Source organism: Streptomyces sp. BHT-5-2 (genome assembly GCF_019774615.1).
GTDB lineage: Bacteria > Actinomycetota > Actinomycetes > Streptomycetales > Streptomycetaceae > Streptomyces.
On record NZ_CP081496.1, the window covers coordinates 4,669,627 to 4,693,964 of the forward strand.

General features: G+C 73.6%; 21 protein-coding genes. 15 read left to right on the top strand and 6 right to left on the bottom strand.

Features of this window, described 5'->3' with window-relative positions; translation table 11 throughout:
* Positions 1–484: 484 nt before the first annotated feature.
* From K2224_RS20705 to K2224_RS20715, 3 genes are all read left to right on the top strand, one after another.
* Entirely contained in the window at positions 485–3,067 is a 2,583-nt protein-coding gene (locus tag K2224_RS20705) for an ATP-dependent Clp protease ATP-binding subunit (protein WP_221908004.1), read from the top strand.
* 33 nt (positions 3,068–3,100) lie between these two features.
* A complete protein-coding gene (locus tag K2224_RS20710; RefSeq protein ID WP_398194166.1) occupies positions 3,101–3,616 on the top strand; it encodes a DUF6328 family protein in 516 nt (171 codons plus the stop codon).
* Between the two features lie 134 nt (positions 3,617–3,750).
* Entirely contained in the window at positions 3,751–3,990 is a 240-nt protein-coding gene (locus K2224_RS20715; RefSeq protein ID WP_221908006.1) for a hypothetical protein, read from the top strand.
* Positions 3,991–4,050: 60 nt separating this feature from the next.
* Here the strand turns inward: K2224_RS20715 and K2224_RS20720 are convergent, their stop codons facing one another.
* Both K2224_RS20720 and K2224_RS20725 read right to left on the bottom strand, forming a co-directional pair.
* Positions 4,051–5,010 (bottom strand): hypothetical protein, encoded by a 960-nt coding sequence (locus tag K2224_RS20720; RefSeq protein WP_260692847.1) that lies wholly within the window; start codon positions 5,008–5,010, stop codon positions 4,051–4,053.
* Between the two features lie 331 nt (positions 5,011–5,341).
* The gene (locus K2224_RS20725; RefSeq protein WP_221908007.1) at positions 5,342–6,139 is read right to left on the bottom strand and encodes a VOC family protein; all 798 of its coding nucleotides are present in this window, start codon (positions 6,137–6,139) and stop codon (positions 5,342–5,344) included.
* Positions 6,140–6,495: 356 nt separating this feature from the next.
* Here K2224_RS20725 and K2224_RS20730 point away from each other — a divergent pair, with 356 nt between their 5' ends.
* The 7 genes from K2224_RS20730 (at position 6,496) to K2224_RS20760 (ending at position 15,607) form a co-directional block, all read left to right on the top strand.
* Positions 6,496–6,684 carry a DUF6381 family protein gene (locus tag K2224_RS20730; RefSeq protein ID WP_221908009.1) on the top strand — a complete coding sequence of 63 codons (189 nt, stop codon included), beginning with the start codon at positions 6,496–6,498 and terminating at the stop codon, positions 6,682–6,684.
* Between the two features lie 112 nt (positions 6,685–6,796).
* Positions 6,797–7,768 (top strand): hypothetical protein, encoded by a 972-nt coding sequence (locus K2224_RS20735; RefSeq protein WP_221908011.1) that lies wholly within the window; start codon positions 6,797–6,799, stop codon positions 7,766–7,768.
* Positions 7,769–7,893: 125 nt separating this feature from the next.
* Positions 7,894–9,015 (top strand): ATP-binding protein, encoded by a 1,122-nt coding sequence (locus K2224_RS20740; protein WP_221908013.1) that lies wholly within the window; start codon positions 7,894–7,896, stop codon positions 9,013–9,015.
* On the top strand, positions 8,996–12,262 hold the full coding sequence (locus K2224_RS20745) for an ATP-binding protein (protein WP_221908014.1): 3,267 nt from the start codon (positions 8,996–8,998) through the stop codon (positions 12,260–12,262). Before K2224_RS20740 ends, K2224_RS20745 begins: the two co-directional genes overlap by 20 nt.
* Positions 12,259–13,407, top strand: a complete 1,149-nt coding sequence (locus K2224_RS20750; RefSeq protein WP_221908016.1) for a trypsin-like peptidase domain-containing protein — start codon at positions 12,259–12,261, stop codon at positions 13,405–13,407. The genes K2224_RS20745 and K2224_RS20750 overlap by 4 nt, the downstream gene beginning before the upstream one ends.
* Positions 13,408–13,457: 50 nt before the next feature.
* Positions 13,458–14,528, top strand: coding sequence for a serine protease (locus K2224_RS20755; RefSeq protein ID WP_221908017.1), 1,071 nt, complete (start codon positions 13,458–13,460; stop codon positions 14,526–14,528).
* Complete coding sequence (locus K2224_RS20760; protein WP_260692848.1) at positions 14,525–15,607, top strand: hypothetical protein; 1,083 nt, start codon at positions 14,525–14,527, stop codon at positions 15,605–15,607. The genes K2224_RS20755 and K2224_RS20760 overlap by 4 nt, the downstream gene beginning before the upstream one ends.
* 44 nt (positions 15,608–15,651) lie before the next feature.
* On the opposite strand, the gene K2224_RS20765 is transcribed toward K2224_RS20760, so the two are convergent.
* From K2224_RS20765 to K2224_RS20775, 3 genes are read right to left on the bottom strand one after another with little or no spacing between them, the layout of a single operon-like run.
* A complete protein-coding gene (locus K2224_RS20765; protein ID WP_221908018.1) occupies positions 15,652–16,683 on the bottom strand; it encodes an ABC transporter substrate-binding protein in 1,032 nt (343 codons plus the stop codon).
* Positions 16,684–16,733: 50 nt separating this feature from the next.
* On the bottom strand, positions 16,734–17,609 hold the full coding sequence (locus K2224_RS20770) for an ABC transporter permease (RefSeq protein ID WP_221908019.1): 876 nt from the start codon (positions 17,607–17,609) through the stop codon (positions 16,734–16,736).
* Positions 17,599–18,414: an ABC transporter ATP-binding protein gene (locus K2224_RS20775; RefSeq protein WP_221908020.1), complete on the bottom strand. Its 816-nt coding sequence runs from the start codon at positions 18,412–18,414 to the stop codon at positions 17,599–17,601. The genes K2224_RS20770 and K2224_RS20775 overlap by 11 nt, the downstream gene beginning before the upstream one ends.
* Before the next feature lie 226 nt (positions 18,415–18,640).
* Here K2224_RS20775 and K2224_RS20780 point away from each other — a divergent pair, with 226 nt between their 5' ends.
* The 3 genes from K2224_RS20780 (at position 18,641) to K2224_RS20790 (ending at position 21,556) form a co-directional block, all read left to right on the top strand.
* On the top strand, positions 18,641–20,275 hold the full coding sequence (locus K2224_RS20780) for a sensor histidine kinase (RefSeq protein ID WP_221908021.1): 1,635 nt from the start codon (positions 18,641–18,643) through the stop codon (positions 20,273–20,275).
* On the top strand, positions 20,272–20,964 hold the full coding sequence (locus K2224_RS20785; RefSeq protein ID WP_221908022.1) for a response regulator: 693 nt from the start codon (positions 20,272–20,274) through the stop codon (positions 20,962–20,964). Before K2224_RS20780 ends, K2224_RS20785 begins: the two co-directional genes overlap by 4 nt.
* Positions 20,965–21,181: 217 nt before the next feature.
* Positions 21,182–21,556 (top strand): toxin Doc, encoded by a 375-nt coding sequence (locus K2224_RS20790; RefSeq protein WP_221908023.1) that lies wholly within the window; start codon positions 21,182–21,184, stop codon positions 21,554–21,556.
* Between the two features lie 7 nt (positions 21,557–21,563).
* Here K2224_RS20790 and K2224_RS20795 read toward each other — a convergent pair whose 3' ends face one another.
* The gene (locus K2224_RS20795) at positions 21,564–22,451 is read right to left on the bottom strand and encodes a LysR family transcriptional regulator (RefSeq protein ID WP_221908024.1); all 888 of its coding nucleotides are present in this window, start codon (positions 22,449–22,451) and stop codon (positions 21,564–21,566) included.
* A 149-nt stretch (positions 22,452–22,600) separates the two neighbouring features.
* Here K2224_RS20795 and K2224_RS20800 point away from each other — a divergent pair, with 149 nt between their 5' ends.
* Together K2224_RS20800 and K2224_RS20805 are read left to right on the top strand one after the other, a co-directional pair.
* Positions 22,601–23,392: an alpha/beta fold hydrolase gene (locus tag K2224_RS20800; protein WP_221908025.1), complete on the top strand. Its 792-nt coding sequence runs from the start codon at positions 22,601–22,603 to the stop codon at positions 23,390–23,392.
* Positions 23,393–23,427: 35 nt separating this feature from the next.
* Positions 23,428–24,330: an alpha/beta fold hydrolase gene (locus K2224_RS20805; protein WP_221908026.1), complete on the top strand. Its 903-nt coding sequence runs from the start codon at positions 23,428–23,430 to the stop codon at positions 24,328–24,330.
* Positions 24,331–24,338 lie beyond the last annotated feature (8 nt).

Consider the following 24,338-nt stretch of genomic DNA (forward strand, 5'->3'; position numbering starts at 1 on the left):
TAGCGGGCCGGATGGGCCCTGGAGTGCGTTTTCACCTGCTGCAACCCGAAGGGGCGAATTACGGGGAGAAGGTGGTGGCGCCGGGGAGGCGGCGCGGACGGCTTGTGGGTGGGGTGCCGGTCAGGTCGGTGTGGTCGGCGGGATCGGCATGCCGAGCGGTTCGGGGGCGGGATCGCCACTCGGCGTGGTCATTCGGGGGAGTCGTTCCGGGGAGCCGTACCGGGAGCCACGGGCCGGGGCGGCAGGGCAGGCCCGGCGGGGGGCGGCGGGCGGGGGCGACGACGGGGCGGTGCGGGCCCGGATGGGAGGTGCCGAAGGTGCGAACGGTCCCGGTGGCACCGATCCTGAACAGAAGGAGTCGCACGTCACAGCAGGAGTCGCACGTCGCGGCGACGACGCACCGGGCGACAGCACCGGGAAGGCGCAGTACGTACCTGATTAGGCAGCGTGTCGCGGCACCGTCGTGACAGCGGAACGGACGCACATGACCGATGGATTCATGGGTCCGGAGGGTTATGGCCCGGACTCGTTTGGTGACTTTCTCGCGCGCTTCTTCGGGCGTTCCGCGCAGTCGCCGGGTGAGGAGGGGGGCACCCCCATGCCGCGGCAGGCCGACATCGCCCGGCTGATGAGCGGGCCGGCCCGCGATCTGGTGACCTCCGCCGCCGCGTACGCCGCCGAGCACGGCAGTCCCGAGCTGGGCACCGAGCACCTGTTGCGGGCGGCGCTGAGCACCGAGCCGACCCGGAGCCTGATGCGGCAGTCGGGGGCGGATCCGGATGTGCTGGCGGCCGAGATCGACCGGAACGCCGGGTCGGGGCCGTTGCAGAAGAGCGTCGCGGTGACCCCGGCGGTCAAACGGGCACTGCTGGGGGCGCACGAGCTGGCGCGCGGCACGGGGGCGTCGTACATCGGGCCGGAACACGTACTGGAGGCGCTGGCCTCGAATCCGGACTCGGCGGCGGGGCGCATCCTGCACCTGGCGCACTTCGATCCGCAGGCGTCCGCGGGCGGGCACGGGGGTGCCGGGGCGCACCAGCCGTCGGGGTCGGGCGCCGAGCACGGCCCGGTACCGCATCACGACACACCGACGCTGGACAAGTACAGCCGGGATCTGACGGACCTGGCCCGGGCCGGCCGGATCGATCCGGTCATCGGGCGGGAGGAGCAGATCGAGCAGACCATCGAGGTGCTGTCGCGGCGTGGGAAGAACAATCCGGTGCTGGTCGGCGACGCGGGTGTGGGGAAGACCGCGATCGTGGAGGGGCTGGCGCAGCGGCTGGCCGACGGGGAGGTGCCCGAGACGCTGGCGGGGCGGCGGATCGTGGCGCTGGACCTGACCGCGGTGGTGGCCGGCACCCGTTACCGCGGCGACTTCGAGGAGCGGATGAACAACATCATCGAGGAGGTCCGGGCGCACTCCGACTCGTTGATCGTCTTCATCGACGAGCTGCACACCGTGGTGGGGGCGGGCGGTGGCACCGGAGAGGGCGGGGCGCTGGAGGCCAGCAACATGATCAAGCCGGCGCTGGCGCGCGGCGAGCTGCATGTGATCGGGGCCAGCACGCTGGAGGAGTACCGGCGGTACATCGAGAAGGACGCCGCGCTGGCCCGCCGCTTCCAGCCGATCCTGGTACCCGAGCCGACGGTGCCGGACACGGTGCAGATCCTGCGTGGGCTCCAGGACCGCTACGAGGCCCACCACCAGGTGCGGTACACCAAGGAGGCGGTGCTGGCCGCGGTGGAGCTGTCGGACCGGTACATCACCGACCGGTTCCTGCCGGACAAGGCGATCGACCTGCTGGACCAGGCGGGGGCCCGGGTCCGGTTGCGGTCGGCCACCAAGACGCCCAACGTGCGCGATCTGGAGCGCGAGGTGGAGCAGTTGGGGCGGGACAAGGACCAGGCGGTCGCCTCGGAGCAGTACGAGCGGGCGACCGAGCTGCGGGACCGGATCGCGGCGCTCACCGAGCAGATCCGGACCGTCCAGGAGACGCCGGGCGAGCGGCCGATGGGGGGCGACGGCCGGATCGTGGAGGTCACCGCGGAGGACGTCGCGGAGATCGTGTCGCGGCAGACCGGGGTGCCGGTGAGCAGCCTGACGGAGGAGGAGAAGGACCGGCTGCTGGGGCTGGCGGGGCGGCTGCAGAACCGTGTGATCGGTCAGAACGACGCGGTGGCGGCGGTGTCGGAGGCGGTGCTGCGGTCCCGGGCCGGACTGGCCGACCCGAACCGGCCGATCGGCAGCTTCCTCTTCCTCGGCCCGACGGGGGTGGGCAAGACCGAGCTGGCGCGGGCGCTGGCCGAGGCGCTGTTCGGCAGCGAGGACCGCATGGTGCGGTTGGACATGAGCGAGTATCAGGAGCGGCACACGGTCAGCCGGCTGATCGGCGCCCCGCCCGGGTACGTCGGCCATGAGGACGCCGGCCAGCTCACCGAGGCGATCCGCCACCACCCGTATTCGCTGCTGCTGCTCGACGAGGTGGAGAAGGCGCACCCGGACGTCTTCAACATGCTGTTGCAGGTGCTCGACGACGGGCATCTGACGGACTCTCAGGGGCGCACCATCGACTTCAAGAACACCGTGATCGTGATGACCAGCAACCTCGGTTCGGAGGCGCTCAGCAGCGGTCGCGGGGTGCTCGGCTTCGGGACGGCGGACGGGGGTTCGGACGACGGCGCGCGGGAGCGGGCGCTCAGCGCCCTGCGGGGGCACTTCCGGCCGGAGTTCCTCAACCGGCTCGACGAGATCATCGTCTTCCGCCAGCTGACCGACGAGCAGTTGCACCAGATCACCGGGCTGCTGCTGGACGGCACCCGCCGCCGGCTGCACGCCCAGGACATCGCCGTCGACTTCTCCCCCGGTGCCGTGGACTGGCTCACCCGCCGCGGCCACCAACCCGAGTACGGGGCCCGGCCGCTGCGCCGGACCATCCAGCGCGAGGTCGACAACCGGCTGTCGCGGATGCTGCTCGACGGGGCGCTGTCGAGCGGGGACCGGGTGCGGGTGGACGTCACCGACGACGCGCTGGCCTTCCAGGCCGACCGGCCGGAGCACACCAAGTGAGCGGCACGGCCGCGGGGACCGGGAGGAGTCGCACTGAACGGTCAGCCGGATGACGGCGGCGAGTCGGAGCTGATCTGGCCGCGGGACCGCAACGAGACCGAGGAGCAGCGCGCCGACCGGCGGTGGACCGAACTCCTGCAGGAAGTGCGGGTCATCCAGACCGGGGTGCAGATCCTGTTCGGCTTTCTGCTCACCGTCGTCTTCACCCAGCGGTTCGCCTCGCTCAGCACCACGGACCGGAACATCTACGTGATCACCCTGCTGCTGGGGGCCTCCACCACCGGTGCGCTGGTGGGGACGGTGACCTTCCACCGGCTGGTGGCCGGGCACCGGCTCAAGCCGCAGACCGTGCTGTGGGCGTCGCGGCTGGCGCTGGTCGGGGTGGTGCTGCTGCTGGCCACGGTCGCCTCCGCGCTGCTGCTCATCCTGCGGCTGGCGCTGAACGCCGAGGCCGCGCCGTGGGTGGTGGCGGTCCTGGTGGCGTGGTTCGTGGGGTGCTGGTTCGTCCTGCCGGCGTGGGTGCTGCGCCGCTACTCGTCGTCGGAGTGAGCGGACCGGGCGGACTGCGCGGCGGTGGGGCCGGTGCGACCATGGAGGGGAGGTGCGGGGCGCGCCGGGGAGCCGGCTGAGCGGCTCCGCACGCCCGGTGCCACCGACGGATCCGTGGGGACGGAGGGATCACCATGACGGTCTGCGAGGTCTGCGGGAACGACTACGCGCGGGGTTTCGAGGTGCACATCGACGGCGCGGTGCACTCCTTCGACTGTGTGGAGTGCGCGGCCCAGCTGATCGCCCCGACCTGCGAGAACTGCCAGTGCCGGATCCTCGGGCACGGGCTGGAGGCGGCGGGCGACCGGTACTTCTGCTGTGCGCACTGCGCGCGGCGCCGCGGGGTCAAGGAGCTGGCCGACAGCGTGGCGTGACGCCGGGACACATGCTGCGGCGGCCGTCCCGCGGGGACGGCCGCCGCATCCGCGCACCGCTCACGCACCCGCCGGCGCGGGGCTCACCCGGCGCGGACGCAGCAGCAGCGCGGCACCGGCGAGTCCGGCACTGAGGATCGCCAGTCCGACGGCCAGCAGCTCCGGCCACATCGAGGCGTCCCCCAGGCTGCTGCGCAGCGGGACCAGGACACCGGCCCGGGACAGCGCGTGCAGCACGATCACGGTGACCGCGGCCGCCGCGCTGGCCGTCCAGATGGCGGCCGTGTCGCGCATCGCCAGGCAGCCGGCCAGCAGCAGGTACACCACGGCGATGATCAGCGAGATGGCGTCCGAGGAGGGGTTGTGGGTCACCGCCGTTCCCACCGGCAGATGCCCCAGCCCGCACAGGGCCAGGGCCACCGCGGCGGGCCAGCGCAGCACGGACCGCAGGACGCCGCCGACCGCCTGGCCGGGCGAGGGTGCCCCGTGCCCCTGCCAGTCATGGCCGCCGGGCGCGGCGCCGGCCCCCGGCCACGGGGCGCGCGGCGGCCGCGGCGGGGCGTCCCGCATCGCCGGGTCGCCGTGGCCGGGGGCGCCGCCCGGCCCCTGACCCGGGTAGGCGAGGTCGGGCCCCTGGTGGCCGTAGGGGTCGGGATAGGGCTCGGCGAACGGGTCGCTGAGGCTGGGCAGGGCCGTGGTGCCCAGGCCCGCGGTGTCGGGATGGCCGTCGGAGTAGCCGTCGCCGTCGGACGGCGCCCCGGTGGGGAGCTGCCCCGCCTTGGCGCGGTCGAACAGCTTGATCAGCTCGACGACCTCGTCGACGGATCTCTCCACTGCCGCCGCACGCAGCGCCTCATAACTCGCCTCCGCGGTGTGCGGGGCCTCGCCGAGCAGGGCGAGCAGCGGCCCGACCTCGCTCACCGGGCGGGTCGTCGCCGCCACCCGCAGCGCTTCGTCGCCCGGGTTGGGGTCTTCGCCGGTGCGCTTGAGCAGGTCCACGAGGGCGGCGACTTCCTCCACCGGTCTCGTGGTGGCCGCCGTCCACACCAGGGTGCGGAACGAGACATTCTCTTGGCTGCTGGGTGGAACGTGTTCGCCATGGTCGGTCGGGGGCGGATCGGCTTGGCCCCCACGAGGAGCTGGTTCAGATGACATGTAGGGACTCCACTGAACGAGGTGAGAGCGTCCGCACCGGGGGGTGCCGGCGCTCATCGGGCGTTGTGCGTACTGGTTCGTGCCTGCTTCCGTTCAGCCAACGTCCCTTTTGACCGCGGGCGCCAACGCTGGCGGGCCATCCGGTGGAGACACGCCGCGGGGCGGGAGAACGGCCGGGCGTGTCGGCCGGTCCGCCTCAGCTCTGCGCGGTGGCGACGGTGAACAGCCCGCCCTGCGGATCCCCGATCACGGCCTCGCAGCCGCCGCCGTCCACCATCGGCGTCACCGGCAGCGCGAAGCCGCCCGCGGCCACGGCGGCGGCGGTGACCTGTTCGATGTCGTGCACGGGGAAGTAGACGTGCCAGCGGGGGCGGACATGCGGGTCCGGGGCCGACTCGACGGCGCCGCCGCGCAGCGCGGCCACGGTGCGCCCGCCCTCGTCCCGCACCACGACCTCGTCGTGCTCGTAGGTGATGTCGCAGCCGCCGGGGCGGTCCGGGGACCAGCCGAAGACCTCGCCGTAGAAGATCGCCGCCTCGAAGGCGTCGCGGGTGCGCAGTTCCAGGCACATCGGCGCCTCGCCCTGCCCGACCGCCCAGGAGAGCGTCTGGCCCTCCCAGAGGCCGAAGACCGCGCCGTCCCGGTCGGCGGCGAGCGCACCGCGTCCCTTGCCCACTTCCAACGGGCCGACGGCGACCGTGGCGCCCCGTTCGCGGATCCGGGCGGCGACCTCGTTGGCGCTCTCCACGGCGAAGTACGGGGTCCAGGCGACGGCGACGTGCCACTCGGGCGCCAGGGTGCCGATCCCGGCGACGGGCTGCCCCCCGGACAGGGCGACGGCGAACGCGCTCCCCACGGCCCCGGGGCGGAAGTGCCAGCCGAGGACCTTCCCGTAGAAGTCCTGCGCACCCCGCAGGTCGTGGGTCATCAGGCTCACCCAGCACGGCGCACCGCCGAGGGCCGCGGTGGCGCTGCGGGTTTTGGTGGCGGGCATCGGAGTCCGCCTACCCGCGGGAGCGGCGGGCCGGGGTGCCGCTCGGGACGGACGTGTGGCCGAGGCCGGCCCGCGGGCCGGCGACCGGGACGGGGAGAAGGGGGGCCATCGGGATCCGCCTCCGGACAGGTTGGTTCCCACTGGCCCCCATTATGCGCTTCCGAAGCCGGGGGCTCTCGGGGTCGACCGGCCGACCGTTTTCGTTTCCGTGCCTGGTCAGCGCCGCAGCGTGATGCTTCGAGGTGCCGTCGGCCGCGGGCCCTGATTCGCTGGTAGCAGCGGCCCCCCGGGCGGACACCGGACACGGCGCGCGCCCGGCGGCGCCGGGTACCGACACGGGACGAGAAGGAACGGTCATGGGAGCGGACGAGACACGCGAACGCCTTCAGCAGATGCGGGAGAAGGCCAGGCAGCTGGCCGACGCCGCGGAGCACACCAGCGATCCCGAGGAGCGGCAGCGGCTCCAGGAGAAGTCCCGCCGGCTGCAGAGCCGGAGCGAGCAGGAGAGCGCCATGCGGGCCGGGGACATCTACCCCTCGCAGTGAACCCCGGCACGGCCCGGCGCCCGGCCGTTGGAGTGGCTTACGGCCGGGCGCCGGTGGGTCGTGCGCGCCGCCGGGAAGGAGCTGCGGCGGAGGATCGGCGGCAGGAGACGGAATGCACCGTATGCGGCCCACCATGGTCTACGTGCACGGCAACGGGAACAAGGTCCGTCCGGACCTGCTCAAGTCGCAGTGGGACCAGGCGCTTTTCGGCCGGGACATGGCGGAGGTGTCCCGCATGGCCTACTGGGCGCCGCTCCAGTACGCGCATCCGCTGGCGGACTTCCAGGTGGACGCGCTGGACGGCGGCCCGGCGACCGGGGTGGAGTCGGCGGCCGCGGCCGAGTCCGGGGTGTTCGACCCGCCGGAGGAGTTCGTGGCGCGGACGGTCGCGGAAGCCTGGCGGGAGTCGGGGGACGCGGGGCTGGAGGGCCGGACGTCCGGGGGCCCGGGCGAGGTGGCGGTGGAGGGCGCGCTGGTCGGCTGGCTGCGCGAGATGACGTACCTGGCGGAGACCCTGGGCGCGGCGGAGACCGGCGGCGAGGAGGAGCCCGGCAACGGTGCGGCGCTGCCGCTTGAGGTGCTGCCGCTGCCCCGGCCGCTGCGGACGGCGCTCTTCCGGGAGCTGGTGCGGCGCACGTTCAGGGATGTCCACGCGTACTTCTTCGGCGGCAGGGGGCGGGCGATCCGACAGGTGGTCGCGGAGGCGCTGCCGGCGGCGGACGGGCCGGTGGTGGTCATCGGCCACAGCCTGGGGTCGGTGGCCGCGTACGAGGTGCTGCGGGAGCGCGACCCGGAGGTGGAGCTGCTGGTGACGCTGGGGTCGCCGCTGGCGATCACCGAGGTGCGGGACCAGCTGGCGCGGCCGCCCGCCGTGCCGTCGGGGGTGCGGGCCTGGCGCAACGTGTCCGATCTTCGGGATCTCGTCGCGCTGGGGCATACCCTGCGCCCGGAGTACGCCCCTGCGGAGCTGATCACCGACGCGCTGGTCACCAACAACAGCGGAAACCACCACGGGATCGGCCAGTACCTGGCCCAGGCCGCGGTCCGGGAGCCGGTGCAGCGGCTCTTCGGTCAGCTCGCCTGAGCCGGGGTTTTCCGGTGCCCGGCCGGTGTCTTGCAGAGGCCCGAACCGGGTGCAAGCATGACAAACAGGAGGACGGACAGGGGTCGGCCTGGCGTTCTCCGGCGGGCCGGCCGGGCAGGTGCGGCATGCCGTTGGACGAGCAGGACTGGCAGCTTGTCACGACGTGGCTGGAGAGGTATCTCCTCAACGTCGGCGGTGACCCGTATTCCCGGCTCGCCCCGTACTTCCCCCACGAGTTCCTCGCGGCGATCCCGCTCAACAACGTCATCGCGGACAACGCCCGTACGTTGGTGCACGCCTCGCGCCGGACCATCGAGTTGGAGGTGCAGCTCCTCGACGCGGTCACCCAGGTCGAGGAGATCCGCGCCCTCCCGGTCATCCTGCAGGCGGAGGAGTTCCTGGCCCGCCTGCGCGAGGACGCCCGGATCCACGACCAACAGGACGTCTTCCGCAGCTGCGTACTCCAGCAGGACACCGGGGTGTTCATCGGCCGCGAGGACCTTCGGGAGACGCTGCGGGGCTTCATCGCCACCCAGGGGAAGTCGGTGCTGCTGGTGGACGGCGTACCGGGCAGCGGGCGGTCGTACACCTACCAGTTCCTGCGCCACCTCGGGTGGCACAAGGGATTCCGGCCGGCCCGGGTCGGACTGTCACGGATGTACACCGGGCGGCAGGTGCTCCTGCGGCTGGCCGAGTACGTCGTCGACCCGCGCGACGGAGCGCAGTGGCTCGGCCCCGCCCTGCCCGGCGACGACCCGCCGACCATGGCCGACATCGCGCGCCGGGTGATCCGGCTGGCCACCACCGCCGAGCCCCCCTACTGGCTCGTCCTCGACGACTGCGACACCCTCGATCCGCACTCCGACGTCTGGGAGGTCATCAACGACCTGGCCAACGCGATCTACGAGCAGGCCCCGGCCTACCCCGGTCGGACACCCCGGCTGGTGCTGCTCGGTTACGGCCGCACGACCTCCCGGCTGCCCGACGAGTTGCAGGGAATCCTGTGCTGGGACACCGCCCGGATCATCGACCCGCCCGAGCTGCGCCGCTTCTTCGAGCAGTGCTTCCGCGAGTCGCCGCCGGCCCGGCTCGACGGCGCCGACCCCGCGGAGATCGACGGGCTGGTGGACGAGGCGGTGGCCCAGGTGCTGTACGCCGCCCGGTCACCGGACGACGACGGCGCGAACTACATGCGCAGGGTCCGCGGGGCGACGGAGAAGGCGATCCATGTCTATCGCTCCCTCTGACCCCGCCCGTCCCGTCCGCTCCCGGCTGCGCGAGGAGTTCGCCGCCCGGCTGCGGGCGGAGCTGCGGGCCGCGGAGCCGGAGCCGGATCCCGGCGCCGTCCCGGACGTCCGGCGGGCCTACCGGGAGGCGGCCTGCCTGCTCTCCGGCTTCGACCCGCGGACGCTGAAGCTGCCCGGCGAGGAGCGGCCGACCGGCGGTGCGGTCCGCGCGCTGCTCGACGACTGCACCGCCCTGGGGCACGAGGGGACGGCCCGATGGGTGCTGAGGCCCGAGGCCCGGGAGGCCGCGCTGCGCGGTCTGGCCGGCCCCGACGTCGCCCGGGCGGCCCTGGAGGCCAACCGCGCGCAGTTCCCCACCGAGCCCTGCGGCGGCCCGGAGGCCCTCTGCCTGGCCCTCCTCCAGGGGAATCTGCCCACGTCGGCGGACCGGTGGGCGCACTGGTCGGCCGAGGAACTGGGCCACACGCTCCAGGCGGTGCTGTGGCTCGCCGAGATCCCCGGCGTCGACGGCCTGCCGGACCCGGCCGAGCTCCGGACCGCGCTGGCCCGCGCCAGGCTGTTGGAGCCGCTCCGGAACCTGGTGGCGACGCAGTTCGAGGACCGCGCCGAGGAGTTGGACCGCCTGCGCGCCTATGTCTGCGGTTCCGGGGCCGGCCGGTCCTCCGCGCCGGCCGGCCCCGGCGCCCGGCCGGCCGTCGTACCGCCGCTGGTCATCCACGGGCCGGGCGGCATGGGCAAGAGCACGCTGATGGCCAAGTTCCTGCTGGACGGCCTGGCCGAGGCGGCCGACGGCGGCGTGGCCGCGTTCCCGTTCGCCTACATCGACTTCGGGCGGCCCAGCCTCTCCATCCGGGAGCCGGTCGCCCTGATCGCCGAGATGGCGCGCCAACTGGGCGTGCAGTACCCGGAGTTCGGCGCCGAGCTGGCGGCGCTGGCGGACGAGTCCCAGCGGGCCGCCGCCACCCAGCGCGAGGAGCAGGAACGGGTCACCCAGCTGCGCCAGCTGGCCACCACCCGGGTGCTGGGCCGCGATTCGTCGGTGGAGTTCCAACGGGTGGCCACCGAGCGGGAGACCGGGCTCGTCCGGCAGGTCGGGGAGGTCCTGGGGCGCGCGGTGGCCGCGGCCGGGCGGCCGGGTGCGCCGTTCGTGCTGGCCGTCGACAGCTTCGAGGAGGCGCAGTACCGCGGCTCTCCGGTGCTGGGGCGGATGTCGGCGATCTGCACCGCGCTGCAGAGCGTCTATCCGCATCTCCGGATGCTGATCTCCGGGCGGGCGCCGGTCGGCCATCCGTCCCGCACGGTGCCGGTGGGCGAGATCGAGCTGCGGGAGCTGGACCGGCCGGCCGCGGTGGCGATGCTGCGCTCCCTGGGCGTCGACGACCCCGATGTGGCCGGGGCCCTGGCCGAGCGGGTCGGCGGACATCCGCTCAGCCTGCGGCTGGCCGCCCGGGCCGCGGCGCTCGCCGGCAGCGAGGCCGAGCGGACCGGCGAGCTGCTGCGCGATCGGCCCGAGCGCCGCCGGGAGGTCTTCCGCCGCGTCGACGAGATGCTGGTGCAGGGCATCCTCTACGACCGGATCCTCAGCCGCATCGCCGACGAGGACGTGCGGCGGCTGGCCCATCCCGGGCTGGCACTGCGGGTGATCACGCCCGACATCATCCGGGAGGTGCTGGCCGGGCCGTGCGGGCTGGAGGTGGCCGACGAGCGGGCGGCGCACCGGTTGTTCGACGAGCTGTACCGGCTGGACATGATGGAGCCGGCCGGTCCGGAGACGCTGCGCTACCGGCCCGAGGTCCGCGCGATCATGCTGCGGCTGCCCGGCGGGGACCGTACCGAGGTGATGCGCCGGATCGAGCGGCGGGCGGTGGCCTACTACGCGGCGCGCGAGGGGGTGGCGGCGCGTGCCGAGGAGATCTACCACCGGCTGCGGCTGGACGAGGACCCGCGGGCGGTGGAGGAGCGCTGGCTGCCCGGCGTCGAGCGCTTCCTCGCCGACGCCCAGCAGGACGTGCCGCCGCGGGCCGCGGGGCTGCTGACGGCGCGGCTCGGCGGCAACGCGCCGGACCGGGTGGCGGCCGGCGCCGACCAGGAGGACTGGGAGCGGATCGCGGCCCGCGAGGCGGAGGGGCTGCTGGCCCAGGGGTTCGCCGAGGCGGCCCTGTCCCGGCTGGGGCAGCGGCGGCCGTGGACGCCGTGCAGCCCGCTGCACGCCCTGAGCGCGCAGGCCCTGAACCGGCTCGGGCGGCGCGGCGAGGCCCGGCGGGCCACGGCGGAGGCCATCGAGCGGACGGAGCAGGCCGGTTGCGCCGAGCGGCGACTGGAGTTGCTGCTGTTGGGCGCCCGGCTGGCCGAGGAGGCCGGCGATCTGCCGGACGCCGACCGGCAGTTGCGGGTCGCCGAGGACGTCGCGGTCGACCTCGGGCAGGACCTGGAGGCGATGGGCGCACGACTGGCGCGGGCGCGGCTGCCCGCCACCGGCGGCACCGCGTTCTCCGGCGCCCAGGCCGGCCGCCGACTCGCCACCCAGCTGCGGGAGTTGCCGGACGAGGTGCTGGCCGACCAGCCGGTGCTGGTGCGCGCGGTCGCCGCGCAGATCTACGGCCAGGACCCCGGGGCGCTGGCACACGCCCTGGACGTGGTCGGGCTGCCGACGGACGACGAGACGCTGGACACTCTGGGGGCGGCGATGCGCCGGGCGGCCCGCCGGCAGCCGGCGCTGCTGGGGGCGGTGCTGGGCATCCTGGACGAGGCCGCGCGGCCGTCCGGGCGGCCGGCGTGGGCGGCACCGGTGATGCCGGGCCCGCCGGAGCCGGAGCCCGTCGCGGTCCCGTCGCCGGCGCGGGCCTGCCCGCCTCCTGGCCCGCCGTCGGCGCCGTTGGCCGCCGCGCCCCCGGGCCTGCCGGTCCGCCTCGAAGAGGCCCGGGGCGGGAGCGGCTACGGCGCAGGCGAGGGGGCCGGGCCCGGGATCGGAGCCGGTGCCGTGCGCCGCGCACCCCGGATCCCGGTGCCCGCCGCGCGTCCGTCCGCCCGCCCCGCCGGTATCGCCGGCACCCTGCGCCTGGCACGCGACCGCGGCACCCTCGACACGCTCGCCCACCGCCTGCTGGCCGTCCCCGACCACAGCGGCGAGATCGCGGCCGGGGTGGCCGCGGCGATGGGCGTCGGAACCCATGCCCGTACGGCACCGCGGGGCGGGGACCGGGGGCCGGACGAAGGGAGCGGCCCGCCCGGGCCGGAGCGCCGATGACCGCCTACCTCTCCCAGGACGAGATCCGCCGGCTGCTGGACACCGCGCTGGAGTGCGGGCTGACCGATCCCACCGTCCGCCCGCTGCTGTTCGACGGCATCATGCCCAAGTACCGTGCCACCCTGCCGGTGTTGGCCGCCCCGATGCACCAACTCCACTCCGATCTGGCCCGGATGAACGCCGTGGAACGGCTGGTGGACGGCTCGGTCCCGCTGGAGATCTGGCTGCGCAACGCGGTGGCGCAGACCATCGAGGCCGAGCCGCTGAAGGTCCTCCAGCACGCGCTGGACGAGGTGGCCCGGCGTGCCGGCGGCGAACCCGACGTGCTGGCCGACCTCCCGGCGCCCGAGCTGAAGGAGCAGATCGTCCACCGCGACGACACCGTCCCGATCGGCTTCCTGCACGGCGGCGACCTGGCCGGCACCGCGGTCGCCCGGCTGAAGGTGCCGCCGTACCAGGACGGCGCACCGATGCAGCCCAACGGCTTCCCGCACGCCGGCACCGGCTGGCTGATCGGCCCCGCCCTGCTGATGACCAACCACCATGTGGTCAACGCCCGTACCGGGAGCGGCGCCGAGCGTCCCCTGGCCGCCCCGGAGGACCTGCGGCTCCAGGCCCGGCACACCCGCGCCCGCTTCGGCTACGACAGCGACGCCGGCGACCTCGACGACTCCGCCGCCGAGGAGGCCGAGGTGGCCGAACTCGCCGCCGCCGACCCGGAGCTGGACTACGCGGTGCTGCGGCTGTCCGCCGCGCCCGACCGCCCGGTGCTGAAGCTGGCCCGGCGGCCGCTGCTGGTCGCCGACGGCGACTGTGTGGCGGTCAACATCATCCAGCACCCCGGCGGCCAGTCGAAGCGGGTGGCGCTGCGCAACAACCTGGTCTACGAGGCGGACGAGCAGGACGTCCGCTACTTCACCGACACCCGCGGCGGCTCCTCCGGCTCCCCCGTCCTGACCGACGACTGGCGGGTGGTGGCGCTGCACCGCGGGACCCGGCGGGTGGAGAACGTGCTGTTCCAGGGGCAGACGACCGCGTTCGTCAACGTCGGCACCCAGATGACCAGCGTGCTGCGCCACCTGGAGACCCATGCCCCCGACGTCCACGCCGAGATCACCGCGGCGCAGGGCGACGGACGGGGCTGAGCCCGGCCGACCGGCGCCGCGGCCCGGCCGACCCGACCGAGGAGGACGAGATGGAAAAGCGGAGCCGATCCCCGGTGGCGACCGGGCCGGAGCGGGTCTTCTCCGATCTGCGCGCGGTGGCGGCGCGGGTGCGGGGCCAACTGTCCTGGGAAGAGCCCGAATCCGCCGTCGAGCTGCCCGCCGACGAACAGCCGGCCGGGCAGATCTCGCAGTACGCCCGGCAGGAGCGCACCCGGGTGCTGTCGGCCGGCGCCAGCGGTCTGGAGAAGCTCGCCGAGGGCCGGGCGGACGAGATCAGCGACGACGAGTCCTTCGGGATGGAGGCGATCGTCCTGCTGGAGGGGCGCCCGGCCATCCTCGTCCGGCAGCACGACTTCCCCTCGCAGCAGGGCGACTGGGCGGTGCTGGACGCCCACCGGGCGGCGATCCGGGACTCGCTGGCCCGAGTCGGCCGGGTGGAGGTCTCCGGGCACCTCAGGCTGGACTGGCTGGGGACGGGCTTCCTGGTCGGGCCCGAGACGGTGATGACCAACCGCCATGTGGCGGTGGAGTTCGCCCGCAGCGCCGGCGAGGGCTGGGTGTTCCAGCAGGGGCTGGGCGCCGCGCTGGACATGGGCGAGGAGTACGAAGCCGGCCCGAAGCCCGTCGACGGCGGGCCTTCCTACGAGGTCACCGAGGTCCTGGGCATCCACGAGGACGCCGATCTCGCCCTGTTGCGGATCGCCCCGTACCTCGGCGGCAGTGCGCTGCCCACTCCCCTGGCGGTGGCCGCGGACGCGCCCGCGGACCTGCCGGGCCACCCCGTCTACTGCGTCGGCTATCCCGCCTGGGACGGCCGTCGCAACGAACCGGAGTCCATGCGCCGGATCTTCATGGACGTCTACAACGTCAAGCGCCTCCAGCCGGGTACGACCACGGGACTGGAGCCGGAAGGGAATGTGATGCGCCACGACTGCTCGACCCTGGGGGGCAACAGCGGCTCCCCGGTCATCGACCTCACCGACCACCGCGTCCTCGGCCTGCACTTCGGCGGCCGGTACGGACTGGGCAACTACGCCGTACCGCTGTGGCAGCTGGTGGAGGATCCGCTGCTGGTGCGGGGGGAGGTCAACTTCGTATGAGCCTGCTTCGTGAGTACTCAGGGGACGAAGGGGACGCGGGGGCTGCGGGGGACGCGGAGAGCAGGGGTGGCGGGCGCGGCGGGGGCGCCACGGGCGGGGCACGGCTGGTGCGGGCCGACGGAGCGCTCCGGCGGCGGGCACTCCTCAAGGCGGCGCCCGCCGCCCTGCTGGGCGTCGCCGGGTGTGCGGGCGGGAAACCGGCGACGGCACCGTCGTCGGCCCGGCCGGGCGCGTCGGAGACGGCCCGGCAACTGCCCACCGTCGGGACCTGGCGGCCGAGTCCGGGCGATGTGCAGCCCGACGTGAAGGCGCGGGCCGTGGAGCTGGTCCGGGCGATCGGGGCGTGGCCCACCGGCGAACGGGACGCGGCGATGGCACGGGTCGGGGCGCTGGGACTGTCGCCGACGCTCGTCGACCAGGCGGGCGCGCTCCGGCCCGGCGGCACCGCGGCGGTCCTGGAGGTGGCGGACGCGCAGTACGGGGGCATCCTGGCGGACGCGGCGAGCGTGCTGGTGGTGTGCCGGCAGTGGGTGCAGCGGGCCGACGGCCGGGTGCTGGCGGGCGGCACGACGGTGGATGTCCGGCTGCGCCGGGCGAGCCCGCGGTGGACGGTGACGGCGCTGCACCCGGCGGCGCCCGGGGCTCCGGCGGCGGCGCCGGGCGAGGCGGCGCGGCGGGTGCTGGCCGCGGGCCCGGCGATCGAGCTGCCGCCGGCGGCGGCCGCGGACGTACGCAGCGGTGCGGTGCACACCAGTGTGCTGGAGGCGCTGTTGGAGCTGTCTCGGAAGCACCGGCTGGCGGTGAGCGTGGTGCGGTCCGGGCATCCGCTGGACGTGTTCGGGACCGACCGGCCCAGTGATCATCCGCGCGGGCGGGCGGTCGACGTCTGGCGGATCGACGGGCATGCGGTGGTCGATCCGGCGACGCCGCGGCAGCTGGTGGAGTCGGTGATGCGCGCGGCGGCGGCCGCCGGTTCCTACAACGTCGGCGGGCCGTTCCTGCTCTCGGGCGGAACGGCCGACCAGTTCTTCTCCGACGCCACCCACCACGACCATGTGCACATGGGCTTCCGCACCTGACCCTGGCGGGCCGGCTCATGCCGCCGACGCGCCCTGACACCCCGTCACTTCTTCACGAACTCCGTGGTGTAGGTCCTCTTCAGATCGATCGTGGCGTTCTTGAGGTTGGGGTTGAACGCCTTGAGGACCCGCTCGACGGTGGCGGGTCCGTCGGCCGGCATCACCCCGTCCTTGGTGAACATCGGCAGGGTGTCCTTGATCGCCTTGACGTACAGCTCCTTGCCGCCCTGCGCGTAGTCGGAGGGCATCTTCGCGGCGATCTCCTCGGCGGTGTGGGTGGACATCCACTTGAGGGTCCTGACGAAGGCGTTGGCGAGCTTCTGGACGGTGTCCTTGTGGCTGTTGACCCAGTCGGTGCTCATGTAGAGGCTGGACGACGGGTAGGGGCCGCCGAGGGCCTGCTGCGAGCCCTCGGGGGTGCGCATGTCGACGAGCACCTTGCCGATGTTCTTGTCGACGACCTGGGCCACCGTCGGATCGGTCGTCATCCCGGCCTGGATCGAGCCCTGCTGCATGGCGGAGAGGAAGGTCTGGCCGGCGCCGACCGCGACCGGGGTGATCTCCTCGGGCTTCACCCCGTTCTTGACCGCCAGGTACTTGGTGAGGAAGTCGGTGGACGAGCCCAGGCCCGTGACGCCCAGCTTCTTGCCCTTGAAGTCCTTGGCGGAGGTGATCTCCGAGGCGGCCTTGTTGGCGACCACCTCCACCTCGCCGGGCGCGTGGGCGAGTTGCACCACCGACTCGACCTGCTTGTTCTTGGCCTGGAGGTCGAGGGTGTGGTCGTAGAAGCCGACCACGCCCTGGACGTCGCCGGAGAGCAGGGAGGTGGTGGCCTGGACGCCGGCGGGCTCGGTGAGCAGGGTGACGTGGAGCCCCTCGGCCTTGAAGTAGCCGAGCTGCTCGGTGAGCCGGGCCGGCAGGTAGATGACCTTGTCCAGGCCGCCCACCATGATCTGGATGCGGCCGTCCTTGTCGTCGGCGGCCGAGCCGCCGGAGGGGCCGCCGCAGGCGGTGAGGCCGGTGAGGGCGAGCGCGGTGGCGGCGAGCGCGGCCGAGATCCTGAGCGGGGTGCGCATGGTCACGTCCTTGTGAGGTGGGCGGTGTGGGAGCGGGTGGGGCGAGCGGGTCAGCGGCCGTCGCCGGCGTCGGACGGCTTCCAGCGGAAGAGCCGCTTCTCCAGGAAGGCCAACACCCCCTCGGCGAGCAGGGCGACCACGGCGAGGATCACCATGGCGGCGTAGACACCGGCGGCGTTGAAGGTGCCCTGGGAGGCCGAGACCAGCAGGCCCAGGCCCTTGGTCGCGCCGATGTACTCGCCGACGATGGCGCCGATCAGCGCGAAGCCGAAGCTGACGTGCAGGCTGGTGAAGATCCAGGAGGTGGCGGCGGGGATGACGACCTGGAAGGTGACCTGGCGGTTGCCGGCGCCCAGGATGCGGGAGTTGGCCACCAGGTTGCGGTCGACCTCGCGGGCGCCCTGGAAGGCGTTGAAGAAGACCGGGAAGAAGACCAGGACGACGGCGGAGGCCACCTTGGAGGCCGGTCCGAGGCCGAACCAGATGAGGAAGATGGGAGCGAGGACGATCCGCGGCAGGGCGTTGAGGACCTTGATGAACGGGCCGAGCACATCGGCGAGGAAACGGATCCGGCCGAGCGCGATACCGAAGACGACACCACCGAGGACGCCGATGACCCAGCCGAGGAGCGCCTCGTAGAGCGTGTACCAGATCTGTTCCAGGAGGGGGCCCTGCGGGGTGCCGTTGACCGCCCACTGGGTGATCTGGTCCCAGATCTTCGAGGGCATGGAGAAGTAGAACGGGTCGATGACAGCCGCGCGGGCCAGCAACTCCCACAGGCCGAGCAGCCCGACCAGGAGGGCGACCCGGGTGCCGTGGACCAGGAGCCTGTGGTTGCGGGCGGCGCGGGCGCGGGCCCGGCTGCGCTCGCCCGGGACGCCGGCCTTCGCTCCGGCGGCCGGTGCGGTGACGGTCTCAGGCGACATGGGCGGCACCCCTCTCGCGGGTGATGCGGACCTCTTCGCCGAGCGAGGACCAGATCTCCCGGTAGATCTCGACGAAGCGCGGCTCCAGCCGCACCGCCTCGACCCGGCGGGGCCGCGGCAGGTCGATGGCGAAGACCTCCTTGACGGTGGCGGGGCCGGCGGTCATCACCACGACCTTGTCGGCCAGGGCGATCGACTCCTCCAGGTCGTGGGTGACGAAGACGACGGAGGCGCCGGTGCCGGACCACAGGTCGAGGAGCTCGTCCGACATCAGGGCCCGGGTCTGCACGTCGAGCGCGGAGAACGGCTCGTCCATCAGCAGGATCTCGGGGTCGTTGACGAAGGTCGCGGCGAGGGCGACGCGCTTGCGCTGGCCGCCGGAGAGCTGGTGCGGGTAGCGGTCCTCGAAGGCGGCGAGGCCGACCCGGGCGAGCCACTCGCGGGCCCGCTCCCTGGCCTCGGCCTTGGACACGCCGCGGAAGCGCGGGCCGGCCATGACGTTGGAGAGCACGGTACGCCAGGGGAAGACGGCGTCCTGCTGGAAGACGAAGCCGACCTTGTCGCCGATGCCGCGGACCGGCTCGCCGGCCACCAGCACCTCGCCCTCGGTGGGCTCGTCCAGACCGCTCACCAGCGTCAGGGTCGTGGACTTACCGCATCCGGTGGGCCCGACCACGGCGACGAACTCGCCGCGGCCGACGGTCAGGTCCAGGTCCCGGACAGCGGTGTGCAGACCGCCCGAGGGGGTGCGGAAGGTCTTGCTCGCTCCCCGTAGCTCGATGGCGGGGCTCGTGTTGCTGTTCATGGACCGGGAGGCTAGGAGTGGGCCGGGCCACAGCGGCAGCCTTGTGGGCGCAAGCTGCCTTTCTGTGCGCAAACCCTGTTGTGCCCATTCTGCTCACGCTAGAACAGGCCAGTGTCAGGCGGGGGCTGGGCAACAGGCCCACGGCGGCATACGTTGCGTTGACACCAGATCAACCGGAAGAGTCGATTCCGCAACACGCGGAGGGCGGCCGAGACGAGGGAGAGCGATGCGGATCCACTGGCCCCGTCGCGTCTTCGCACAGGTACTGACCGCCCAACTGGCCATCACCACCGGCGTGATGGTGCTGGCCACCGGCCTGTTCCTGGCCCCGCTCGGCCACTCCCTGGACGACCAGGCGATGCGCCGGGCGCTGGCCATCGCCCAGACCGCGGCCACCGACCCGGAACTGTCCCACGGCGTGCAGGCCACCACCCCGGGCCCGCACGGCCCCGTGCAGTCCGCCGCGGAACGGATCCGGCGGGCCACCGGCGCGCTGTACGTCGTCGTGATGGACACCCGCGGGGTCCGCTGGTCGCACACCAACGCCGACGAGATCGGCCACCACGTCTCCACCGACCCCAGCCGGACGCTGGCCGGCCAGGAGGTCCGCCAGATCGACACCGGCACGCTGGGCCGCTCGGCCCGCGCGAAGGTGCCGCTGCGCGACGCCGGCGGCACGATCGTCGGCGCGGTCTCGGTCGGCATCGCCTACGACAGCGTGCACGGGCTGCTGCTCGGCGCCATCCCGGGACTGCTGCGGTACGCGGGCGCGGCGCTGGCGGCCGGGGTGCTGGCCGCGGTGGTGGTCGCCCGGAGCCTGCGCCGCCGTACCCACGGCGTGGCCACCGCGGACATCTCCGCGCTGCTGGACGAGCGGGAGGCGATGCTGCACGGCATCCGGGAGGGCGTGGTGGCCTTCGACCCGCGGGGCCGGATCCGGCTGGTGAACGACGAGGCACAGCGGCTGCTGGGCATCGGCGCGGACACCGCCGGCCGGGACCTGGACGAGGTGCTGCCGCCCGGCCGCACCACCGACGTGCTGGCCGGCCGGGTCGCCGGCGGCGACCTGCTGGCGATCAGCGGCGGCCGGGTCCTGGTGGCCAACCGCGTCCCGACCCGGGACGGCGGCGCGGTGGTGACCCTGCGGGACCGCACCGAACTGGAGCTCCTGGGCCGGGAACTGGACAGTACCCAGGGCCTGTTGGACGCGCTGCGCGCCCAGGACCACGAGCACGCCAACCAACTGCACACCGTGCGCGGACTGCTCGAACTGGGCCGCTACGACATGGCGGTGGAGTTCGTCGCCGAGGTCGCCAGCGCGCAGCGCGCCTCCGCGGAGCAGATCGCCGAGCGGGTGCACGACCCGCTGCTGTCCGCGCTGCTGGTCGGCAAGGCCGCGATCGCGGCCGAGCGCGGCGTCTCCCTGCGGATCTCGGACGCCACGCTGCTGCCGGACGCGGTGGTGGACCCGCGCGACCTGGTCACCGTGCTGGGCAACCTCCTCGACAACGCACTGGACGCCACCGCCGAACGCCGCGCCGCCGAACCGTTCGTCGAGGTGGAACTGCGCGCCGAGGGCACCACCGCGGTCGTCCGGGTCGGCGACACCGGGCCCGGTGTGCCGCCCGAGCTGCGGGACCGGATCTTCGCCGAGGGCTGGTCCACCAAGAGCGCCACCGTCGCCTCCCGCGGCCGGGGCATCGGCCTGGCCCTGGTGCGCCGGCTGGCCGAGCGCTACGGCGGGATGGCCCGGGTCACCGCCCGCGCGGGCGGCGGCGCGCTCTTCACCGTCGTCCTGCCCGAAGCCCTGGCCCCCTCCTCGCCCGCACGTCAACTCACGGCCACAGGAGAATCCCCGTGATCGATGTCCTCGTCGTGGACGACGACTTCCGCGTCGCCGAGATCAACGCCGCGTACGTGTCCCAGATACCCGGCTTCCGGGTCGCCGGCCGCGCGCACAGCGCGGCCCAGGCACTGGCCACCCTGGAGCGTCTGCCCGTCGACCTGGTGCTGCTCGACCACTACTTGCCGGACGAGACGGGCCTGACCCTGGTACGGCGGATGCACCAGATGGGCCACCACTCCGACGTGATCATGGTGACCGCGGCCCGCGACGTCGCCACCGTGCAGGCGGCCATGCGCTACGGCGCACTCCAATACCTGGTCAAACCCTTCGGCTTCGCGGGGCTGCGCGCCAAGCTGGACGCCTACGCGGCCCTCCGCCGCACCGTCGAGGGCGTCGGCGGCCGCGGCGAGGCCGGCCAGGAACAGGTCGACCGGATCTTCGCCGCCCTCCGCACCCCGGACTCCCCCCGCACCGAACTCCCCAAGGGCCACTCGGCGGCAACCGTCGACCTGATCCGCCGCACCCTCGACGAGGCCGGACTCCCCCTCTCCGCCCACCAGGTGGCCGAACGCGCCGGCGTCAGCCGCTCCACCGCCCAGCGCTACCTCAAACACCTGGAACGCACCGGCCACATCAACCTCACCCTCAAATACGGCGACACCGGCCGCCCGGAACACCGCTACGCCTGGACTCGGGCGAGCTAGTGCGTCCGACGGGGCAGGCGCCGGACGCTCACCACACCGCCCTCGTCGGGCACTTGGGACGGCGGAGGTGCAGGGCAAGGTACCGATCAGGTACCTTGCCGTCATGCCTTCGGCGAGCGGGGCGTTGCCGGACGACGGCATGAGTACGGCGTGAGTACGGCATGAATACGGCATGAGTGTTGACGGACGACGGCATGAGTGAGGTCCGCACCGCCCGATGATTCTGCACATCGACGTTGCCTGGCTTCTGGACGTCCAGGAGCAGGCCGTGCCCGAGGACGTCTCGGTGGCCGACTACTCCGCACTGACGGCGGCCGTCGCCCGGCACCGGACCCGTATCCCGCGCGCCGGTGCCGCCGAGCCCGACGCCGCCTGGCGCGCCGCGGCGCTGCTGGACACGCTGGTGCGGCTGCAACCGCTGCCGCACCGCAACGCGTTGTACGCCTGCCAGGTCGCCGTCGCCTATATGCACGCCGCCGGCGAAGGCATCGATCCGCCGCACGGCGCCCTGGTCGACCTCGTCCGCGACGTCCGGGCGGGGAAGGCCACCGTTTTCCAAGCGGCCGAGCACCTTCGCGACTGGCGGTTGTGACCTCCGCTCAGTCGGTGCCCGCCTCGTGGCACGCCTCGATGAGGGCGCGCAGGCCGGGCCGGGGCGGGCCGGGGCGTACCGCGAGGTAGGTCCGCATGAGGGGCGTGGGGTTGGCCAGCGGACGGAACACCACACCGGGTACGGGGAGTTGGTCGGCGTGCGGGGCGTAGAAGACGGTCCATGACGGCCGGCCGTAACCGATGGCGGCGAGGGTGTCCTGGGCGTTGGTGAACTCCGGCCCCCAGACGGGGTCGTAGCCGGCCTCCCGGCAGCAGTGCACGATCAGGTCGTGGAGGGCGGGGTTGCGGGAGTGCGGGGAGAGGCGCAGCGGGAGCCCGGCGAGCCCGGACATTTCCACCACCTCCTGCGCGGCGAGTTCGTGGCGCGCGGGCAGCGCCGCCATCAGTGCGTCCTGCCACAGCGGCAGGAACGTGAGCCCCGCGTCGGTGCGTTCGCCGCGCAGCAGGGTCGCGTCCAGGTCGCCGGCACGCACCTTCGCCAGGCGTTCCTCGGTGGTGCCGGTGAGGAGCTCCAGCTGGGCCTGGTCGGTGAGCCGGGCGAACGCGGCGAGCAGGGCGTCCAGCCGCTCGCCCAGTCCGGAGCTGGTGCCCAGGCGCACCGTCGCGGCCTGCTCGGCGCGCAGTTCGTCGATGGCCTCCCGGGCGCGCGCCTGGAGGGCGAGCATCTCCCTGGCGTACGGCAGGAGCCGGTCACCGGCCTCGGTGAGGCGGACGACGCGGGTGGAGCGGGCGAAGAGCTCCGCGCCCAGTTCGCGTTCGAGCCGGCGGAGCTGCTGGCTGACCGCCGACTGCACGATGTGCAGCCGCTCGGCGGCGCGGCCGAAGTGCAGTTCCTCGGCCACCGTGAGGAAGTAGCGCAGCTGCCGGATCTCCATGGCCCCCCGTTCGTCGTGATCGCACACTGATCACCGTTCGCGATCAGTGTAGGCGTGGATCGCCCATTGGTCGGCGGGCGCGATCGCGGTTGGCTGAGGTCATCACGCACCGCGGGCCCGCAGGGCCCCGAAGGCCGGAGGAGACCGCCATGCCCCACCTGGACGTCAACGACACCACCCTCTACTACGAGGACGAGGGGACCGGCCCCGCCCTGCTGTTCCTGCACGGCTGGGGCACCAGCGGCCGCACCTGGGGCGCGCAGCTGCCCGACTTCACCCAGGACCACCGGGTGGTCACGCTGGACTGGCGGGGTTGCGGACGCTCGGCCCGTCCCGTCCGGGGCAACACCACCGCCGGGGTCGTCAACGACCTGGTGGCGCTGATCGGCGCGCTGCGACTGGACCGGCCGGTGGTCGTCGGCTCCTCGGTCGGCGCGACCTTCGCCACCGAACTGGGTGTGCGGCGGCCGGAGTTGATCGGCGGGGTGGTCTCGGTGGACGGGCCCGGGTACTGGCCGTCAGGGATGCGGGCGGAACAGGCGGAACTGACGGACGGGCTGCGCCGCGACCGGGCCGGTACCGTCGCGGGCTGGGTGCCGGGGTGGTACGCACCGGGCACCGCGCCCGCGCTGATCGACTGGACGGTCCGCCAGATCCTGGACTCCGGCCCGTACATCGATGAGCACCAGACCGCCGCCTGCGACTACGACCCGCGCCTGGCGCTGCCTGGACTGCGGGTGCCGATCCACTACATCCATGGCGAGTTGGACGTCCCGATCCCCCTGGACGTCGCCCGGGACAGCGCCGCACGCACGCCCGGCGCCGAGGTCAGCGTCATCACCGGCGCCGGCCACATGCCGCACCAGGAACGCCCCGCCGAATTCAACGCCGCCCTGCGCGCCGCGCTCACCCGCATGGCCACCGCCCACGCCACCGTCTGAACAAGCCACCGCCCTGCCCCTCGAAGGAGACCTCCATGCCCGTCGCCCAGGCATCGCTCAGCGGTGGTACGGCCCACGTCGAGTACGACCGCACCGGGACCGGCCCGGGACTGGTGCTGGTGCACGGCACCGGCGCCACCCGCGAGCAGTGGCTGCCGCTGACCGAAGCGGTCGCCGACCGCTTCACGGTCGTCGCACCCGACTACTCCGGCTCCGGCGGCACCACCGACCACGGCGGCCCGCTCACCCTCGCCGACCTCGCCGACGAGGTGCTGGCCGCCGCCGACCACGCCGGGCTGGACCGCTTCCACCTCGTCGGCCACTCCCTCGGCGCCGCGATCGCCACCCACCTCGCCGCCCACCGCCCCGAGCGGGTCCGCTCGCTGGTCCTGCACGCCGGATGGGCCCACACCGACACCCGCCTGCGGGCCGAATTCACCTACTGGCTCGACCTGTTGCGCTCCGACACCGAGCACGGCACCGCGAACTTCGCCCGGATGCTGCCGCTGATGGCGTTCGGCCCCCGGTACTGGGAGCGCACCGACACCGCGGCGAACGAGGAACTGGTGCGGACGCTGGCCACCACACTGGCGCCCGGCATCGTCCGGCAGACCGAGGTGGACCTCTCGGTGGACCTGCGGCCGGTGCTCGGCCGGGTCACGGCACCGACGCTGGTGCTGGCCAGCGCCCACGACCGGATCATGGGCGCCGACCAGCAACAGGCGCTGCTGGCCGGCATCCCGCACACCCGTTACGCGGAGATCGACGCCGGCCACGGGGCCCCGGCCGAGGACCCGGCCGGATTCGCGGCCCTGATCACCCGCTTCCTGGACGAGCGGCGCACCGCGGAGGCGGAGGCACCAGCAGCGTCCGGGCTGTCTGCGGTGCCGGATGCCGTTGGTGCCCCGGGCCCGGCGGCGGGCGCAGCGCGAGCGTAGGTGCCCGG

What these genes read in the sequence shown, in the direction of transcription:
- K2224_RS20705 (WP_221908004.1), top strand. Translation starts at nt 485, where the DNA reads ATGACCGATGGATTCATGGGTCCGGAGGGTTATGGCCCGGACTCGTTT.
- K2224_RS20715 (WP_221908006.1), top strand. Translation starts at nt 3,751, where the DNA reads ATGACGGTCTGCGAGGTCTGCGGGAACGACTACGCGCGGGGTTTCGAG.
- K2224_RS20725 (WP_221908007.1), bottom strand. Translation starts at nt 6,139, where the DNA reads ATGCCCGCCACCAAAACCCGCAGCGCCACCGCGGCCCTCGGCGGTGCG.
- K2224_RS20730 (WP_221908009.1), top strand. Translation starts at nt 6,496, where the DNA reads ATGGGAGCGGACGAGACACGCGAACGCCTTCAGCAGATGCGGGAGAAG.
- K2224_RS20735 (WP_221908011.1), top strand. Translation starts at nt 6,797, where the DNA reads ATGCACCGTATGCGGCCCACCATGGTCTACGTGCACGGCAACGGGAAC.
- K2224_RS20740 (WP_221908013.1), top strand. Translation starts at nt 7,894, where the DNA reads ATGCCGTTGGACGAGCAGGACTGGCAGCTTGTCACGACGTGGCTGGAG.
- K2224_RS20745 (WP_221908014.1), top strand. Translation starts at nt 8,996, where the DNA reads ATGTCTATCGCTCCCTCTGACCCCGCCCGTCCCGTCCGCTCCCGGCTG.
- K2224_RS20750 (WP_221908016.1), top strand. Translation starts at nt 12,259, where the DNA reads ATGACCGCCTACCTCTCCCAGGACGAGATCCGCCGGCTGCTGGACACC.
- K2224_RS20755 (WP_221908017.1), top strand. Translation starts at nt 13,458, where the DNA reads ATGGAAAAGCGGAGCCGATCCCCGGTGGCGACCGGGCCGGAGCGGGTC.
- K2224_RS20760 (WP_260692848.1), top strand. Translation starts at nt 14,525, where the DNA reads ATGAGCCTGCTTCGTGAGTACTCAGGGGACGAAGGGGACGCGGGGGCT.
- K2224_RS20765 (WP_221908018.1), bottom strand. Translation starts at nt 16,683, where the DNA reads ATGCGCACCCCGCTCAGGATCTCGGCCGCGCTCGCCGCCACCGCGCTC.
- K2224_RS20770 (WP_221908019.1), bottom strand. Translation starts at nt 17,609, where the DNA reads ATGTCGCCTGAGACCGTCACCGCACCGGCCGCCGGAGCGAAGGCCGGC.
- K2224_RS20775 (WP_221908020.1), bottom strand. Translation starts at nt 18,414, where the DNA reads ATGAACAGCAACACGAGCCCCGCCATCGAGCTACGGGGAGCGAGCAAG.
- K2224_RS20780 (WP_221908021.1), top strand. Translation starts at nt 18,641, where the DNA reads ATGCGGATCCACTGGCCCCGTCGCGTCTTCGCACAGGTACTGACCGCC.
- K2224_RS20790 (WP_221908023.1), top strand. Translation starts at nt 21,182, where the DNA reads ATGATTCTGCACATCGACGTTGCCTGGCTTCTGGACGTCCAGGAGCAG.
- K2224_RS20795 (WP_221908024.1), bottom strand. Translation starts at nt 22,451, where the DNA reads ATGGAGATCCGGCAGCTGCGCTACTTCCTCACGGTGGCCGAGGAACTG.
- K2224_RS20800 (WP_221908025.1), top strand. Translation starts at nt 22,601, where the DNA reads ATGCCCCACCTGGACGTCAACGACACCACCCTCTACTACGAGGACGAG.
- K2224_RS20805 (WP_221908026.1), top strand. Translation starts at nt 23,428, where the DNA reads ATGCCCGTCGCCCAGGCATCGCTCAGCGGTGGTACGGCCCACGTCGAG.